We start from the raw sequence: 16,199 nt of genomic DNA, 5'->3' as shown, positions 1-16,199 counted from the left end.
CAGAACACAGTCTGGCGCCTGACTCGCTCTTTTATCCGCCCATGCATCACGCGATAGAACTTCGACATCTACGGCATTTCGTTGCGCTGGCCGAAGAGCTTCATTTCGGACGCGCGGCGAAACGCTGCAACATTTCACAACCCCCTTTCAGCGTCTCGATCCAACAACTGGAACAAGCGCTGGGCTTCCCTCTGGTCGAACGGTCGTCACCCGTCAGCATCACCGCCGCAGGCGAAGCGTTCTACCACGAAGCCGAAAAAGTACTGGCCCAGACCACGCATGCCGCCGAGATCGCCACTCGGGTCAACAACGGCATGCAGGGCATGCTGAAAGTGGGTTTCATGGCGTCGATGCTGCCGCGCGGCCTCACCGGCGCCGTACAGCTCTTCGAGGCCGAGTACCCGCAGGTCGATTTACAGCTGGTGGAGCTGTCCACCGCCGAGCAAATCATCGCGTTGCAGCGCAAACAGATCCAATACGGCTTCGTCCACACCGGGGCCTTGCCGGACATGATGCGTTCACAGCCATTGCTGCGTGAGAAGTTCGTTCTCTGCCTGCCCGAGAACCATCCACAGGCCGACGCCGGGAAGGCGGTGCTTGCGGATTTCCACGCCGAGCCGTTCATCCTGTTCGCCCGCGAGTTTTCCCCAACCTATTACGACCAGGTGATCTCGTTGTGCGTGGAGGCTGGATTTCATCCCAATATCCGACACGAGGCACGACACTGGCTCACCGTCATGCTCTGTGTGGCCAAAGGCCTGGGCGTCACCTTGATCCCTTTCGGGCTCACCAAGACAAGATTGCAGGGTCTGCACTTCGTCGATGTCGGCGACAGCCCGATCCATTCACTGGTTCGAGGGGCCTGGATGGAAAACAACGAAAACGATCCCATCCTGCATCTTTGGCGGGCCGTCACCGCTCGCGTGTGGCTGGACGCACCGGCAGAACCGGAGCCTGCGGACTGTTGAGCAGCGGCCGGGGCGATTCTGACCAGACTTTCACATCCGCCGCGCCGACCCCTCGGCGCTAACGGGCCACCCGCAACCCGAGTCCCTCCATCAGGCGGCGGGTCACGGCGTCCGGACTCCCGCCGGTGAACACAGCGACACTGGCCTCGCGGGTCATGGACTGTCGCGCCACGCGTGGCAGGAGGCTGCGCGCGCGGCGGGCGATGGCCTCGGCCGGATCCAGCCAGTCCACCGGCCAGGGCGCCAGCCGCCGGAATACATTCGCCAGGAAGGGGTAATGCGTGCAGGCGAGCACGACGATATCGGTGCGACGGCCGTTTTTTTCGACGAAGCAAGGCGCCATTTCAGCACGCACCGCGGCCTCGTCGAGCGTGCCGCCGCGCACATAGCACTCCGCCATGCGCGCCAGATTCGCCGAACCCACGAGTTGGACCTCGCAGCGTGAGGCAAAGGACTGAATGAGGCCCCGCGTGTAGGCGCGGCGCACCGTGCCCGGCGTCGCCAGCACGGAAATCAAGCCGGAGCGCGTGCGCTCGGCGGCCGGCTTGATCGCCGGCACGGTGCCGACGAACCTCATCCGGGGATACGCGGCGCGCAGGTCGGCGCCGGCCAGCGTGAACGCCGTATTGCAGGCAATCACGCACAGCGCCGGATCGTGATCGCGCAGCAGTTCGCCGAATAGGCGGATGAGGCGTGCCTTCAACGCGCCCTCCTCCCAGCCGCCATAGGGAAAGCCGGAATCATCGGCGATGTAGAGAAAGCGCCGCTCGGGCATCAACACGCGGGCTTCGCGCAGCACGGTGAGGCCGCCGATCCCCGAATCGAAGACCAGCACGGGTTTCGTCGAATCCATCGATGGCATGTGGGGAGCGCCTTACCCTCGCGCCACGCGATTCAACGCCCTGCCGGCAGGCATGCGCCTCATGATTGCGGCGACCCGGCCTCGAGCGCCTCGAGCGCCCGTATCCGCGCGCTGTGCAGGCCCTCGCGAATGCGGGCCGCGTCGCCGCCGGCCGCGCGCGCGATCGCGCCCGCATCGATGGCACGCGCGGCCTCGATGCGCCGCGCCCAGGCGTCCGGATCGACATCCCCGCGCACGCAGGATGCCGCGTCGAGCAGCGCCCGACAACGAGCCGGCCGGCGCCACGCATCGCAGGACTCCAGCAGCGCCAGCCAGGCACCGGCACCGGAGGACACATCCTCCAGGCGCTCCAGGACAATGGGCAGCAGGCGTGCCAGGTCGCGGCAGGCGGCGGGCGCGCGCAGCACCTGCTGCAAGCTGGCCGCCGAGGACCGGCACAGCAAGGCGTAACGCTGGGGCAGGTCCAATCCGCGGCCTGCGGCTTGGCGCAGGCCCGCGCGCACATCCGCATCCCATCCCAGGCCCGGCGCGATGCGCGGCAGCGCGCCGCATTCAGCCAGCACGTCGATCATGCGATCGGGATGCGCACAGACCAGACCCTTGGCGAACTCCTGCCAAACGCGCTCGGGCACCAGCGCATCGACCTCGCCGCTGTCCACCAACGCACGGCACAGGGCCAAGGTCTCGGGGGCGATCGAGAAATCATGGAAGCGCGCCGCAAAGCGCGCCAGCCGCAGCAGTCGCACCGGATCCTCGACGAACGCGGGGCCCGTGTGGCGCAACACCCGCGCCCGCAGATCGGCCACGCCGCCCAGAGGATCGATCAACGCACCGTCGGGCGCGCGTGCAATCGCATTGACCGTCAGGTCGCGGCGACGCAGGTCCTCATTCAGCGTGACCTCGCGTCCCGCATGGAACACGAAACCCTTGTAGCCGCGCCCGGACTTGCGTTCGGTACGCGCGAGCGCGTATTCCTCATGGGTCCGCGGATGCAGAAACACTGGAAAATCACCACCAACGGGGGTGAAGCCGCGCGCCGCCATGAGCTCGGGAGTGGCGCCGACCACCACCCAGTCGCGGTCTCCAGCCGGCAGGCCCAGCAGGGCGTCGCGCACCGCGCCACCCACGACATAGACCTCGAGCCCCTCGACGACGGCATCCTGGCGCTGCGCGCCGCCCCCCGGGGGGGATTCGCGCTTGGGACGGCCCGGCGCGCTCATGGCAAAGCGCTGCGGGTGCCAGGCACGGGGGCGACTGTGCCCAGGCGCTGCTTGAGCGACTGGGGCTGCCCCGAGAACAAGGTGCCGTAGTAGACCGCGTTGGACATGACGTTCTTGACATACAGGCGGGTTTCGGTAAAGGGGATGGTTTCCGCGAAAATCGCCCCCTCGACCGGCGCCTGCAGGCGCGCGCGCCAACGTTTAGGCCGCCCTGGACCGGCGTTGTAGCCTGCCGTGGCCAGTAATTCAGAGCCATCGAGGTCGCGCAGCACCATGTTCAGATACTGGGTCCCGAGAACGGTATTGGTGTCGAAATCGTTGACCTCGCTGAGCTTGAAATCCTTCATGCCGATCTTGCGGGCGACCCAGCGCGCGGTCGCCGGCATGAGCTGCATCAACCCCGAGGCGCCAACCCGCGAGCGCGCGTCGGTGATGAAGCGTGATTCCTGGCGGATCAGGCCATAGACCCAGGCTGGATCCAGATCGATCAGACGCGCCTTGGCCGCCACCTGGCCCTCGAACGGAGCAATGAAGCGTTGACTGAAATCGACCTCGTCGCGTGTGCGCAACGAGGTGTTCACCACGCGGTCGTAGATGTGTTCCTGACGGGCGAGCTCGGCGGCCGCGCGCAACTGACGGTCGTCCATGCCACGCAAGGCGAAGTTCCATTCCGGCACCGCCTCGCGGCGCCACCCCAGGTCGAACAGCGCGATCGCCCGCTCGAGGCCCTGGTCCGCCCGCGCGTCCTGAACCAGGGCAGCCTCCACCGGAGCCGGCTGAGTGGGCATATAGGGCGCACGGCCCAGTTCCTCGTTGGCCAACTGGCCGTAGAAGCTGAGATCCGTGGCGATGGACTCGTAATACTGCCGCGCGGCCTTTTGGTTGCCCTGAGCCGCCAGCGCCCGCCCGTACCAATAGCGCCAGACGGGCTCGTCGGCCTGGCGCGCGGACATCTTGCGGATCGCCGTGGCAACCCGCCCCCAGTCGATCTTCGCCTCGCGCAGCTCGGCCCGGACCTCCCAGGCATGGTTGTAGTCCGTCATCGGGACGAAACCGGACTTCCGGTACCAGCGCGCCGCATCCGGGTCGACATTGAGGGCGGCCACCAGCCCGAACTGTCCCCAAACCCACTCCAGATCGGCCTTGGGCAACAAGCCTGCCCAGCGGCCCTCGACGTCGCGCGCGGCCGCCATCCGATCATCCTCGCGTGCGAGCCGCGAAAGGGCGATGGCCGTCAGCTCGGCGTGAATCCGATTGCGCGGCCGGGTCTGCTGCTCGAGCCACTTGCGGGGATTCTTCATCAGAGCGGCATACTGGACCATGGCCGGCGTATCGAAGACGATCGCCGCCACCCGACGCGCATGAGCATCCTTGCCGGTCTCGAGCGTATCGCGCAGCAGGCCGGCGAGCTGATTGCGGCTGAGGACATGATCCTCGGCCACCTGATCGAGCATATCCCAACAATCGGAATTGGGCTGGTAGACCTCCAGGACCTCTGCGGCACGCGCCTTGCGCCCGCTCATGTGGGCGGCCAGCAATTGCGCGCAGGCGACGCGCGAGCTGTTATCCACCACCGGACCGATGCGCTGGGCCCGGCCATAATCGCCCGCACGCACGGCCGCCAGAATCCAGTCGCCCTTGATCCGATCGGCCAGATAGGCATCGGTATTGTCGGCGAGGAACTGTTGGACCTCGGCCTCGGGCACCGGCAAGGTGCGATCCGAGAGCCGCTGGCGCAAGGACCAGTAGCGCGGATAGATGCCCAGCACCGGATCGGCCGCCGCCGCCGCGGCCAGGCGATCGACCTCGGTCCAGCGTTTTTTTTGCATGGCCTCGTAGGCGTCCACCACCGCCTGGCGCGCGGCTTCGGGGACGACGGGCGGCACATAGGGCGCCGCCTTGCGCACCGGCGCGGGGGTGGACGGCACGGCCCGACTGGCCTGCGGGGCCGACGCCTGAATGGGCGCAGCCTCGGGCGCGGCGGGCGCCTTGGCCCCGGCACAGCCCGCCAGGCCCAGCGCAATCGCCACCCCCACAGCCGCGCCGCGCCCGCGACCCGCCCCACGAACGGTACATTCCCCGTTTTTCTGATACTTTAGAAGGCTTGACAACATATCGCCTGCAACTCCGCTGCCCACCACACCATGAACGACAACGCACAGAATAACGCAGTCCCCCTGCGGACGCGACTCAAGCAGCGCCGCGCGCAACAGGCGCCCGGGGATCGAGACCGGGGCGCCCTGCTCATCCGCGGACGCCTGTACACCTGGCTGGCGACGACACGCACCCGCCTGCGCGAGGCCGGCCGCCCCGAACCCCGCCGCATCGCGGCGTTCTGGTCGATGGCAAACGAGCCCGGGCTGCAAGCCTTGCTGCGCCAATGGAGCGAGGACGGCGACCTGACGGTCCTGCTGCCGGCCGTCATCGCGCCCGAACAGCCCCTGGAATTCCGCCGCTGGACGCCCGACACCCCGATGCGGCCCGGCGCCTACGGCATCCTCGAGCCCCAGGGCGGGGCCGTGCCCGATCCCGACATCGTCCTGGTCCCCACCCTGGGCTTTACCCGGCAGGGCGACCGCCTGGGCTACGGCGGCGGATACTACGACCGCACCCTGGGCGCCCTCAAGGCGGCCGGACATCCGTTCACGGCCCTGGGCATCGCCTGGGCCTGCGGAGACCTCAGCGGCGAGGACTACCAGCCCGCCGCCCATGACGTGCGCCTGGACGGCATTCTCACCGACAAGGGCTGGGCGGTTCCGGCGCCCCCCCTGGGCTGATCCCCGCCCGAGCGCGTCCGCCAGGCGGACGCGCTGCGAGACCCAGGCGGCTCAGGCGTGGCCCGCCGGCGTCAGATTGGCGCAGATGGCCAGCACTGCGTCGGCATTGTTCAGGGTATAGAAATGCGCACCCGGCGCGCCCTGCTCGAGCAGGCGCGCCACCATGGCGGACACGACCTCGACGCCGAACGCTCGGATCGAGGCCTTGTCGTCGCCGAAATCCGCCAGGCGCAGGCGTAGCCAGCGCGGGAGCTCGGCACCGCACATATTCGAGAAGCGGGCAAGCTGCGTGTAGTTCGTGATCGGCATGATGCCCGGCACGATGGGAATGTCGATGCCTCTCGCACGCACGCGATCGACAAAATCGAAGTATGCGTCCGGATTGAAAAAATACTGGGTGATCGCACCATCGGCACCTTCGGAGACCTTGGCGACGAAGTGATCCAGATCCTCGCGCGCACCCAGCGACTGCGGGTGCATCTCGGGGTAGGCGGCCACCTCGATATGGAAGGCGTCGCCATACTCTGCGCGCACGAAGCGCACGAGATCGCTGGCATGGTGCAGGTCGCCGATATCGCCCCCCATGCCCGAGGGCATGTCGCCACGCAGCGCCACCAGCCGGCGCAAGCCACGCGCCCGATAGTCATCGAGGATCGTGCGCAATTGCTCGCGCGTCGAGCCGATGCACGACAGGTGCGGCGCCACGTCGGCCCCCAGGTTCTGCATCAATTGCACCGTATCGACGGTGCCATCGCGGGTGGAGCCGCCCGCGCCAAAGGTCACGCTGACATAGGCGGGCCGCAAGGCCATCAGGCGCTTGGCCGAGCGCACGAGCCGCTCTTGTGCGGCAATATCGCGCGGCGGAAAATACTCGAGACTAAACATCGATGAGGCGCTCATGCCAGCAACAAGCTCGCCAGGGCGCCCGAGACGATGCTATACACCAGCGCGCCCAGCATCGCCCACCAGAACCCGTCGACCTGGAAACCCTTGAGGACCGACCCGGCGAACCAGAACACGAGGGCGTTGAGGACCAGCAGGAACAGGCCCAAGGTCACCAGGGTGATGGGCAACGTGAGCAGGATCAGGACCGGCTTGACCAACGTGTTGAGCAGGCCGAGGACCAGTGCGGCGATCAGCGCCGAGCCAAAGGACGCGACGGTGATCCCCGGGAGGATGTAGGCCACGATCAGCAGGGCCACGGCGTTCAGTATCCAAACGAGCAATAGAGTCATGATGAGCTCCGGTGGAAGGCCAACGGCGCGCGCACCGCGCGCCGGGATCAGTAGCGATAATGCCCGGGCTTGTACGGGCCGTCCACCGCGACATTGATGTAGTCGGCCTGTTTCTGCGTCAAGGTGGTGAGCTGCACACCGAGCTTCTTGAGGTGCAGACGGGCGACCTTTTCATCCAGGTGCTTGGGCAGCACATAGACCTGGCCTTGCTGGTACTGCTCACCCCGCGTATAGAGCTCGATCTGGGCGATGGTCTGGTTGGTGAACGAGGCCGACATCACGAAGGAGGGGTGCCCGGTGGCGCAGCCCAGGTTCACCAGCCGGCCTTTGGCCAGCAGAATGATGCGCTTGCCATCGGGGAAAATGATGTGGTCGACCTGGGGCTTGATCTCCTCCCACTGCAGGTCCTCGATCGAGGCGACGTCGATCTCGCTGTCAAAGTGGCCAATGTTGCAGACAATCGCCTGATCCTTCATGCGGTACAGGTGGTCGCGGGCGATGACGTGATAGTTGCCGGTGGCGGTGACAAAGATGTCGACCTGCTCGACCACCTCGTCGAGGTCGACCACCCGATACCCCTCCATCGAGGCCTGCAGGGCGCAGATCGGATCGACCTCGGTCACCCACACCTGGGCGCGCAGAGCCGCCAGCGCCTGGGCGCACCCCTTGCCCACGTCGCCGAAACCGCAGACCACGGCGATCTTGCCGGCCACCATCACATCGGTGGCGCGCTTGATGCCGTCGACCAAGGATTCGCGGCAGCCGTAGAGGTTGTCGAACTTGGACTTGGTGACCGAGTCGTTGACATTGATGGCGGCAACCTTGAGCTCGCCGCGCTGCGACATCTGATAGAGTCGGTGCACGCCGGTGGTGGTTTCCTCGGTGACGCCTTTGATCAAGGCCAGCCGCGTCGAATACCACTTCGGGTCGCGGGCGAGCTGCGCCTGGATGGCGGCGTACAGCACGCGCTCTTCCTCGTTTTCTGCACTCGCGATGACGGACGGATCAGACTCGGCGCGCGCGCCCAGGTGCAGCAGCAAGGTGGCGTCACCGCCATCATCCAGGATCATGTTGGCCTGCTCGCCCGGCCAGTCGAAAATGCGATGCGTGTACTGCCAATAGTCCTCGAGGGACTCGCCCTTGACGGCGAATACCGGCGTGCCGCCCGCGGCAATGGCGGCGGCGGCATGGTCCTGGGTGGAAAAGATATTGCACGAGGCCCAGCGCACCTCGGCGCCGAGTGCTTCGAGGGTCTCGATCAGCACGGCCGTCTGAATGGTCATGTGCAGGCTGCCGGCAATGCGCGCGCCCTTCAGGGGCTGTGCGACGGCGAATTCCTCACGCGTGGCCATCAGGCCGGGCATTTCGGTTTCGGCGATGGCGATTTCACGGCGGCCCCAGTCGGCCAGGGCGATGTCGGCGATAACGTAGTCGTGTGCAGTGCTCATGATGGTCCTGTAGAGCCTGCGCCGGCGGAGGGCTATGCGGCGGCATGCCCATCCTGCCCGCGCAGGGCAGCGATGGGCGCCGTTCGAAAGCGAAATCCCGAGCCTGGCGGCGCGCACGGGATCCATCGGACCCCGTCGCCGCGCCGGTGCAGCGCCCCTCGGGCAAGGGGGGATTATAGCGTGGGCACGGCGGTGTGGTTCAAGGCATCGCGGGCAGCGATGACGCCGGCAGGAAAGCATCGGAGAAGCAGACGTTCTCGTCGAGCCCCTGCGCGATGAAGGCCGGCACCGCCGCCTCGACCATCCTGACCGAGCCGCACAGATACACCTCGTAGCCGCGCAGATCGGCGAAGTCGGCCAGCATCGCCTCGTGCACCAGACCGGTGCGACCGGTCCAGCCATCGCCCGCGGCAGGCTCCGAGATCACCGGCACCACGGTGAAATTGTCATGCTCGCGCTGCCATTGTTCGCAGCGCTCGAGCATGTACAGGTCCTCGCGCCGGCGCACGCCCCAGTACAGGCGCATAGAGCGCCGCACGCCGCGCGCGAAGGCGTCCTCGACGATGCTCTTCACGGGTGCAAAGCCCGTCGCGCCGGCGACGAACAGGATGGGCTGCGGGCTCTCGCGCAGCGTGAACTGCCCCAGCGGACCCTCGAAGCGCACTGTGTCGCCAACCCGCATGCCCTGAAACACGCGGGTCGTGAAGCGGCCTCCCGGGATGAGGCGGACGTGCAGCTCGATCAGCGCGTCCCCGCGGGGCGGATTCGCGAACGAGAAGGCCCGCCGCTGGCCGTCCTCGAGCAGGATATTGATGTACTGACCCGCCTGGAAATCAAGCACCGCACCCTCGGACGGCCGCAGGGCCACAAGCATCACGTCATCGGACAGCAACTCGAGACGAACCACGGTGGCGCTGTATTCTCGCACCGCGACGGCGGCACCCCCGACGAACCCCTCGACCTCGACGACCATGTCGCCGCGCGGCACGGCGCAACACATCAGGGCCATGCCGCGTGCCTTTTGGGCATCCGTCAGTGCGCCGGGACTGTAGGGGCGATGATCATAGGCGCCCCGCTGGACGGTGCACAGGCACAGGCCGCAGGCGCCGTTGCGGCATTCGAACGGCAAGGCCAGGCCCTCGCGCAAACCGGCGTCGAGGATGGTTTCCCCCTCGCGCGCCTGGAACTGCGCGCTCGTGCCGGATGCGCCGTGGACCACGAGCCCGGCCATCGGCCGCTCGCCGCGCTGGAACCGCGGTGGCCACCAGGGCAACAGCGCCAGCAGCACGGAGGCACCCAGCACCAGCGCCCATACCCAGGCCATCGGCCACTGCGTCATCAGCGGGAAGATCCCCATGTAGAACCAGTCGAGCTCGATCCGGGAGACGGCCCTGGACAAGTCGCTGACCCCGCCCTGGCTGTACGCCGGCACCACCAGCGAGAGCGCCAGCAGGGTCGCGAGCAGGCCGGCGACGATGGGGCGCGGCGGCGTCGTGCGCGCCTTGGGTACGCGCTGGGCGTGGATCGACATGACCAGCAGCACCACCAGCGGCAGGCCCACGTGCATGAAGGACAGCAGCGAAAAGAAGCGGTTGCCGACATGCTCGTTGTAGAGGAAATTGCGCATCAGCGCGCCATCGAAGATCGGCAGCCAGTCGAGCCACTCGAATGTGGTCACGGTGACGTATTGCGCCAAACGGTCCCACGGCAGCATGTAGCCATTGATGCCCGTGGCGTAGACCATCCAGATCAGCATCACCCCCGTCAGCCACGAGAACCAGCGAAACCCGCGGAAGCGGTCGAAGGCAAAGTAGCGCAGCATGTGCAGCGCCATGGTGAGCACCATCGCATCCGAGGCATAGCGGTGCAGGCTGCGCATGATGCCGCCCAGCCACCACTGCGTGGTGCTCAGCCGGATCACGGAATCATAGGCGTCGACGATCCCAGTCTCGAAGAATATATAGAGGTACAGGCCGCTGCCCCCCACCACCCAGAACAGAAAGAAGGTGATCGCACCCAAGTGATAAAAGGGATTGATGCGGTCGCCGAAGGCGGCGTTGAACATCGCCTCGACGCGCAGAAAGAACCATTGCAACAGGCGTTGAAATTTCTTGATCATTGGATTCCCTTCAAACGCCCCACCGGCTGGCGGATGGCGCGGATCGCCACCACCACGAACAACAGCCCCCCGACGATGGCGATGAGCCCGCCCAGGCCCATCATGCCCATGCCGATCACCTCGCCCATGCTGCGCAACACCTGCTCGGCGCCCGCCACCTTGCGCTGCACGCCATAGCCACCGGACCAGACCAGCCCGACGATGTGTATGAGCTGTCCGACGCCATAGAGCCAGGGCTGCCAGGTGGCCATGCCGCCCCGCGGCGCCTCGTAGCCCAGCACGGGCAGGATGCGATAGACCATCCCCATGAGCGCCAGCGTCACGCCGACGATGCAGCCGTGGTAGTGAGCCGGGATGCGCACGTTGCTGCCATCGATGAAAACGCCGATCACCCCGCCCGCGGCGAATACCAGCACCGACGCCAGGAGCGCCGCGCGCAGCGGGCGCAGCGCGGGCTCGGCCAGCCGCAGCGCCACCACCCCCCAGACCACCGCCAGGCCCACCGGCAGGATGGCCGGCCCACCCCCGAGGCGCATGGCCCAGGTGAGCAGGCGGCGATGCTCCACAGAGGCGATCTCATGGGCCAGATAGGCATACGGGGTCACGAAGACGCCCGCCAGAGCGAGGGAGAACAGCAGAATCACGACGCGCGGCGTCAGCATGGAGCGGGCTCCGCAGGCGCTGGCCAGCCATAGCCACGACACCAGCATCAGCAAGGTCCAGGTGAACTGCAGGGCGTGCCCGCCGCCCCAGAACAGGATCTCGTAGTACGCCTTGCCATGCAGGGCGGTGGGCAGCACCGCCCAGGACCAGACAAAACTCAGCACGCCGACCGCCGCGGCGATGGCGGCGGCGCCCAGGCCGAAATTCAGCGCGCCCCGCCCGTCGTAGCGCAGGCCCAGGCGCGGCGCGGCAAGCAGGCTGCGCAGCACCAGCAACGCCGCGCCGCCACCGAACATCACCAGCCCTGCAAGAAACAAGGGCGACTCCAACACCGGAATGTAGTTGGCCATGATGGCCTCACCGGGATCGAGGAAGGGCGCCAGCGCCATGGCGAGCGTCCCGCCCGCCGTCACCCACAAGCCCGGCCAGGCCATCCATCGCGCGCGCGAGGTGCCGTACAGGCTCCAGAGCAGGCCGGCCATCGCCACGAACCAGACCAGGACCGACAGATCCACGTGCAGGACGAGCGAAACCCGGAAGAAATCGGCGGACGGCAGCCACTCGTTGATGAAGGGCGTGCGCGATGCCACCAGCAGTATCGAAAAAATGCCCGATCCGATCAGCGCGGCGAGCCCGAGCCCGAGCCAGCCGCGCCCCAGCGCAAGACGCGCGTCCCGGGCGATGTCCAATTGATAATCCGCCCCCAGGCGCGCCGACGGCGGCGGGGAGGGGACCATGCCGCCCCGCAGGCCCGGCACATGCGAAGGATTTGCGCTCATTGCAGGACGATGCCTCCTTTGTCCGCATTAAAATCGATCACCATGACCTGCGCGGGGGCGAGCGTGATCGTGTCCTCGCGCTGGTGCGTGTAGCCCTGGACCGACTGGCTGTCCTTGAAGCGCACGGCAATCCGATGCTCGCCCGCCGGGACGTCCAGGCGTCGGTACAGCGTGGAGGCACCGTCGCGCGACAGGCCCGATGGCACCGAGACGTGGCTGAGCACCGGCTGGCCGTCAAGATCCACCTCGATGCTCACCGGCGAACGCTCGCGCTCGCATTTGGTGGCCTTGCGCATATTGGGCGCGAGCTTGGCCAGTTCCTCGGCGGTATACGGACGGCAATCCGCGAGCCGCGCCCCATTGTGCATAAAGCTGACCTTGATCTGCGCCATGCCGGGCGGCAAGGGGTGATAAACGGGCCAGCGCGAAAACACGCCGATCGCGACGGCGAAGCAGCCATACAGCAGGGCCTGGCCCGCCCAGTCGAATACGCGCCTCATCAGGGGCTCTCTCCTTGGGAACGGGAACGCCGGCCGCCGGCTGCATGCCTCGCGATGCGGGGGTCGGGATCGCGTCCCGCAACCCTATCGGAGAACAGGCTTCAAGCGGTGCTGCGTCCCCTCTTTTTGTGCAAACCTCGCCGGCTCGCGCGCCACTCGTTGACGAAGAAGATCATCATCAGAACGAAAAAGGTCGCGCCTCCGGCGATCTGGATCGGCAAGGTGTAATCGACCCGGTAGGCGCCGGTCCTGGGGTCGACCACCGTGCACATGATGCGGATGCGGTCCACCAGGTTATCGAACATGGAGTTCGATGGGCTCAGGGGCATCCCGGCGAGCAGCATCTTGAGCGGCTCGCCCAGCGCGCCCGCGGCCACGTCCTCGCCATAGATCTGGTGCACGATGCGCCCCTCGGCGTCGAGGACCGAGACCTGGAGCACGTGGTCGAACCCCGCTGGCGTCTCGGCATAGGCGAAGCCGAAATCCGCCGTCAGTTCGGGGACGATGGCCCCCGGCGGGCTCAGGAAATCCCAATTGGGTGCCGTGATCCCGTATTGTGTGGCGAAGGCCTTGAGCGCCTGCGGAGAATCCGCGGGCTGATTGAAACCAATGCTGACGATGTTGAACTGACTGGCGCCCAGGCTCTTTTGCAGATCCATGACGGCCTCTTGCAACGAGCGGGTGGTGGCGGGGCAGATCTGGAAGCAGCCGGTATAGATGAAGCTGACCAGCAGGGGTTTGCCCCGGAAGGAGGACAGCGGGGTCGGGCGGCCCTGGCGATCCCGCAGAATGTGTTCGCCGATCTGCCGGCCGACCGCCGCCCGGCTGAGATGCAGGGCGCGCCCCGCATCCAGACCCACCACCGTATCGGCATGACCCGGGGCCGGCGCCATCAGCAAGGCCAACCCCAGACCGCATACCGCGGCCCCGCCCCGCAGGCGGGAGAAAATCGACAGACCGAACGCCACCATCATTCCTCAGTGCCCCGGCCTCCTCAACTCAGGCCCCAGAGCTGGCTGAGGTACTTCCAGTTGATGAAGTAGTACAGCACGAAGGCCAGGAGGAAAACCATGGCCAGCACGAAGGTGCCGGGCGCCACGAACCCAGCCGACCCGTAGGTCTGGACGGCGGCCGTGGGCGCGGCGCGCTGGACCGGTGTGAAGTGAGGGCTCACCACGCCGGTGTCGAGCTTCCTGCCCCAGAGCAGCGAGCCGAGCACGAGGTACACGAAGAGCGCGCCGCCGATGATGGCCACCACGCCCCCGATCCCCACCAATCCCATCATGAGGTAGGCGGCGCCCGGCCACTCGTACGCCAGGGCGTGGCCGCTGAAGGCCATGTCCCAGTGACGGCGGGACACGCCCAGCGTGCCGGCGCCCATCATCACCAGGCAGAAGAAATACATCGAGAATCCAAAGAAGTAGGGCTGGATGCGCGCGAGGTTCGGCGAAATGATCTCGCGCCGGAACAGCACGGGGATCAGGAAGTAAGTCAGGCCCATGAAGGTCAGGGTGGATCCGACGACGACTGTGGCGTGAAAGTGGCCGGGCACGTAGATGGTGTTGTGGATCAGCAGGTTGAGCTGCTCGGTGCCCATCATCACGCCGGAGATGCCTCCCAGGAAGCCGAAGCCGACCAGCGAGATGAACACGCTGGAGAACACGGGATCGGCCCAGGGGGCCTTGCGCAGCCACTCGAACAGCCCCTTGTTGAAGCCCCTGGCGCGCTGCGCGACCTCCATCGCACCCGGAATGGACAGGGCGTGGATCATCGAGGCCAGCACGGCGAAATACATGAAGTAGCTGGTGTTGACGATCTTCCATTCGGTGCTCACGCCCGGATCGGCCAGGATGTGGTGGGCGCTGGCGAGTTGCAGGAACAGGATGTAGAGCAGGAAGGCCCCGCGACTGACGCGCTCGGACATGGGCTTGGCGCCAAAGGCGATCGCCGCCACGGCATACCAGATCGAGATATGGGTCGCGACGTTGATCTGCTGGGACGAGTGGCCCAGCGCCCACCAGATCACGCGATATACCAGCGGATCGACGTTCTGGAGCAGCCCGATGGACATGAAGAAGGTCGGGATCAGGATGATCGCGCCCGACAGCAGGGTGAAGACCGCGATGATCCCCGCCGTGATGGCGCCGAAGGTCACGAGCGGAACCGAGCCCTCGTAGGTCTTTTCGCGCTTGGCGACGGCCAGCGTGCCGAAGAACACGCCGCAGGCGATCAGCGCGCCGACGGCGAACACGATCAGACCCAGATAAAACGACCAGTGCGCCATCATCGGCACATAAGAGGTCATCATGACGCTGGAATCGCCACGGAAGACCGCGATGTTGTTGACCACTGCGCCCACGAGCATGAGCAGATAGCCGACCCAGGCGATCCGGGGGGTGGCGATGCGGCAACGCAACAAGGAGGACGCCGCGAAATACAGGACCGCGACCTCGAAAAAGATCATCCAGTAGATCAGCATGTCCAGGCCATGCGCCGTGAGCACCATGTAGAAGGTGTCGGCGGGCAGCCAGTGCACGGCGGGCCAGCGGGTGAGCACGACGCCGATGGCCAGCAGCCCGCCGACGAGCAGCGCGACGATGGCCGTGACGGCGTTGATCTTGATGAGCTTTTCAGCCTGGTCCTCGAACTGCAGCCCCGAGCGCGGGCACGTACGATAAGTGGTGTTGACGGCCATTTCGGTCCTCGCTTTACTTGACGTACAGGCGGCTCACCATCTCGTGGTGGCCGATGCCGCAATACTCGTTGCACACAATGGAAAAGACGCCGGACTCATTGGGCGTGATCTTGATCACGTGCTCGTAGCCCGGCACCACCTGGATGTTGATGTTGGTGGGCTGCAGCGAGAAGCCGTGGTTGTAGTCCATGGCGGTCAGGTGCAGCTTGTAGGTCTTGCCCTTTTCCAGCTCGAGGATGGGCCAGAAGCTCCAGAGACGGGCGATCAGATAGATGTCGGATCCCTCGGGCGGCGCCACCACGGGGATTTTCTGGTCGGTCTCGGTGCGCACCGTCCATTTGTCCACGAAAGCCTGCGTCTGGGCCATGAACAGCGCGGGATTGGTCTTGTAGGTCTCGGTGGCGAGGTTCTGTTTGCCGTAGACGTGCCAGAACACCATCATGAAGAACATGATCATGCACCAGGCAAAGGAAATGATGATCCAGGTGGCTTCGAGGCGGTCGAGGGGGTGCTTCCACCATAGCCGCTCTGAGGGGGGCAGTATCGCGCTCATGTCGGCTTCCTTATTTGGCCGCGGGAATGGTCAGAATGTCGATGAAGCCCCAGAGGTTGTAGACCACCATGGGGATCATCACGCCCAAAAAAAGCAGCAGAAAAGGACTGTCCAGCAGTTGCTGGATAAGCGGAACCTTCTCGTCCTCGTCGTCATGGTGGTCCATGCTCGTCTCCTCACTCGAAATGTCCCGGGTGTTCTTGTCGGATACGGTATGGACACCCGGCGAATACCTGTTTCAGGGTTGATGAGATTGTCCGGGGCCGACGAGGCCAACGCCATGATGTAAATCAATTCTGGATTTTCGACCCCAGGTTTCGTGCGGCAAGCGGGCGGGCCGCCGCCAAAAGATGTCAAAATGACACGACGCCCGTCCGCAG

General features: G+C 66.0%; 15 protein-coding genes and 1 riboswitch. Of the genes, 2 read left to right on the top strand and 13 right to left on the bottom strand.

The window, feature by feature from the left end; all coding sequences use genetic code 11:
• Positions 1-41 precede the first annotated feature (41 nt).
• Entirely contained in the window at positions 42-968 is a 927-nt protein-coding gene (locus ABS761_RS04525; protein WP_350406899.1) for a LysR family transcriptional regulator, read from the top strand.
• A 58-nt stretch (positions 969-1,026) separates the two neighbouring features.
• Here ABS761_RS04525 and murI read toward each other — a convergent pair whose 3' ends face one another.
• Genes murI through ABS761_RS04510 form a run of 3 tightly spaced genes read right to left on the bottom strand, consistent with a single transcriptional unit; the run spans position 1,027 to position 5,164 of the window.
• Complete coding sequence (gene murI, locus ABS761_RS04520; protein WP_350406898.1) at positions 1,027-1,830, bottom strand: glutamate racemase; 804 nt, start codon at positions 1,828-1,830, stop codon at positions 1,027-1,029.
• Positions 1,831-1,889: 59 nt separating this feature from the next.
• Positions 1,890-3,050, bottom strand: a complete 1,161-nt coding sequence (locus tag ABS761_RS04515) for a tRNA nucleotidyltransferase/poly(A) polymerase-related protein (protein WP_350406897.1) — start codon at positions 3,048-3,050, stop codon at positions 1,890-1,892.
• A complete protein-coding gene (locus ABS761_RS04510; protein WP_502881378.1) occupies positions 3,047-5,164 on the bottom strand; it encodes a lytic transglycosylase domain-containing protein in 2,118 nt (705 codons plus the stop codon). The genes ABS761_RS04515 and ABS761_RS04510 overlap by 4 nt, the downstream gene beginning before the upstream one ends.
• A 30-nt stretch (positions 5,165-5,194) precedes the next feature.
• Between ABS761_RS04510 and ABS761_RS04505 the strand changes: the two genes are divergently transcribed.
• Positions 5,195-5,827: a 5-formyltetrahydrofolate cyclo-ligase gene (locus ABS761_RS04505; RefSeq protein ID WP_350406895.1), complete on the top strand. Its 633-nt coding sequence runs from the start codon at positions 5,195-5,197 to the stop codon at positions 5,825-5,827.
• Positions 5,828-5,878: 51 nt separating this feature from the next.
• Here the strand turns inward: ABS761_RS04505 and metF are convergent, their stop codons facing one another.
• The 10 genes from metF to ABS761_RS04455 form a co-directional block, all read right to left on the bottom strand.
• Positions 5,879-6,712, bottom strand: coding sequence for a methylenetetrahydrofolate reductase [NAD(P)H] (metF, locus tag ABS761_RS04500; RefSeq protein WP_350406894.1), 834 nt, complete (start codon positions 6,710-6,712; stop codon positions 5,879-5,881).
• Positions 6,713-6,723: 11 nt separating this feature from the next.
• A complete protein-coding gene (locus ABS761_RS04495) occupies positions 6,724-7,062 on the bottom strand; it encodes a phage holin family protein (RefSeq protein ID WP_350406893.1) in 339 nt (112 codons plus the stop codon).
• A 47-nt stretch (positions 7,063-7,109) separates the two neighbouring features.
• The gene (gene ahcY, locus ABS761_RS04490; protein ID WP_350406892.1) at positions 7,110-8,510 is read right to left on the bottom strand and encodes an adenosylhomocysteinase; all 1,401 of its coding nucleotides are present in this window, start codon (positions 8,508-8,510) and stop codon (positions 7,110-7,112) included.
• Between the two features lie 67 nt (positions 8,511-8,577).
• Positions 8,578-8,676, bottom strand: a riboswitch (S-adenosyl-L-homocysteine riboswitch).
• Positions 8,677-8,709: 33 nt separating this feature from the next.
• Positions 8,710-10,629, bottom strand: a complete 1,920-nt coding sequence (locus tag ABS761_RS04485) for a cytochrome b N-terminal domain-containing protein (protein ID WP_350406891.1) — start codon at positions 10,627-10,629, stop codon at positions 8,710-8,712.
• Positions 10,626-12,071, bottom strand: coding sequence for a cbb3-type cytochrome c oxidase subunit I (locus tag ABS761_RS04480; RefSeq protein WP_350406890.1), 1,446 nt, complete (start codon positions 12,069-12,071; stop codon positions 10,626-10,628). The genes ABS761_RS04485 and ABS761_RS04480 overlap by 4 nt, the downstream gene beginning before the upstream one ends.
• Complete coding sequence (locus ABS761_RS04475) at positions 12,068-12,571, bottom strand: peptidase associated/transthyretin-like domain-containing protein (protein WP_350406889.1); 504 nt, start codon at positions 12,569-12,571, stop codon at positions 12,068-12,070. The genes ABS761_RS04480 and ABS761_RS04475 overlap by 4 nt, the downstream gene beginning before the upstream one ends.
• A gap of 101 nt (positions 12,572-12,672) precedes the next feature.
• Positions 12,673-13,545: an SCO family protein gene (locus tag ABS761_RS04470; protein ID WP_350406888.1), complete on the bottom strand. Its 873-nt coding sequence runs from the start codon at positions 13,543-13,545 to the stop codon at positions 12,673-12,675.
• 20 nt (positions 13,546-13,565) lie between these two features.
• Positions 13,566-15,266 (bottom strand): cbb3-type cytochrome c oxidase subunit I, encoded by a 1,701-nt coding sequence (locus ABS761_RS04465; RefSeq protein WP_350406887.1) that lies wholly within the window; start codon positions 15,264-15,266, stop codon positions 13,566-13,568.
• A 13-nt stretch (positions 15,267-15,279) separates the two neighbouring features.
• Positions 15,280-15,819, bottom strand: coding sequence for a cupredoxin domain-containing protein (locus tag ABS761_RS04460; protein WP_350406886.1), 540 nt, complete (start codon positions 15,817-15,819; stop codon positions 15,280-15,282).
• Between the two features lie 10 nt (positions 15,820-15,829).
• The gene (locus tag ABS761_RS04455; RefSeq protein ID WP_350406885.1) at positions 15,830-15,985 is read right to left on the bottom strand and encodes a hypothetical protein; all 156 of its coding nucleotides are present in this window, start codon (positions 15,983-15,985) and stop codon (positions 15,830-15,832) included.
• Between the last annotated feature and the right edge of the window lie 214 nt (positions 15,986-16,199).

Origin of the sequence: Castellaniella sp. GW247-6E4 (assembly GCF_040276065.1) — a bacterium.
Classification (GTDB): Bacteria; Pseudomonadota; Gammaproteobacteria; order Burkholderiales; family Burkholderiaceae_B; genus Castellaniella.
Note: the sequence above shows the minus strand (reverse complement) of the source record. Positions and strands in the feature narration are given on the sequence as shown.

Coding starts and splice junctions, on each gene's coding strand:
- ABS761_RS04525 (WP_350406899.1), top strand. CDS start 42: ATGCATCACGCGATAGAACTTCGACATCTACGGCATTTCGTTGCGCTG.
- murI (WP_350406898.1), bottom strand. CDS start 1,830: ATGCCATCGATGGATTCGACGAAACCCGTGCTGGTCTTCGATTCGGGG.
- ABS761_RS04515 (WP_350406897.1), bottom strand. CDS start 3,050: ATGAGCGCGCCGGGCCGTCCCAAGCGCGAATCCCCCCCGGGGGGCGGC.
- ABS761_RS04510 (WP_502881378.1), bottom strand. CDS start 5,164: ATGTTGTCAAGCCTTCTAAAGTATCAGAAAAACGGGGAATGTACCGTT.
- ABS761_RS04505 (WP_350406895.1), top strand. CDS start 5,195: ATGAACGACAACGCACAGAATAACGCAGTCCCCCTGCGGACGCGACTC.
- metF (WP_350406894.1), bottom strand. CDS start 6,712: ATGTTTAGTCTCGAGTATTTTCCGCCGCGCGATATTGCCGCACAAGAG.
- ABS761_RS04495 (WP_350406893.1), bottom strand. CDS start 7,062: ATGACTCTATTGCTCGTTTGGATACTGAACGCCGTGGCCCTGCTGATC.
- ahcY (WP_350406892.1), bottom strand. CDS start 8,510: ATGAGCACTGCACACGACTACGTTATCGCCGACATCGCCCTGGCCGAC.
- ABS761_RS04485 (WP_350406891.1), bottom strand. CDS start 10,629: ATGATCAAGAAATTTCAACGCCTGTTGCAATGGTTCTTTCTGCGCGTC.
- ABS761_RS04480 (WP_350406890.1), bottom strand. CDS start 12,071: ATGAGCGCAAATCCTTCGCATGTGCCGGGCCTGCGGGGCGGCATGGTC.
- ABS761_RS04475 (WP_350406889.1), bottom strand. CDS start 12,571: ATGAGGCGCGTATTCGACTGGGCGGGCCAGGCCCTGCTGTATGGCTGC.
- ABS761_RS04470 (WP_350406888.1), bottom strand. CDS start 13,545: ATGATGGTGGCGTTCGGTCTGTCGATTTTCTCCCGCCTGCGGGGCGGG.
- ABS761_RS04465 (WP_350406887.1), bottom strand. CDS start 15,266: ATGGCCGTCAACACCACTTATCGTACGTGCCCGCGCTCGGGGCTGCAG.
- ABS761_RS04460 (WP_350406886.1), bottom strand. CDS start 15,819: ATGAGCGCGATACTGCCCCCCTCAGAGCGGCTATGGTGGAAGCACCCC.
- ABS761_RS04455 (WP_350406885.1), bottom strand. CDS start 15,985: ATGGACCACCATGACGACGAGGACGAGAAGGTTCCGCTTATCCAGCAA.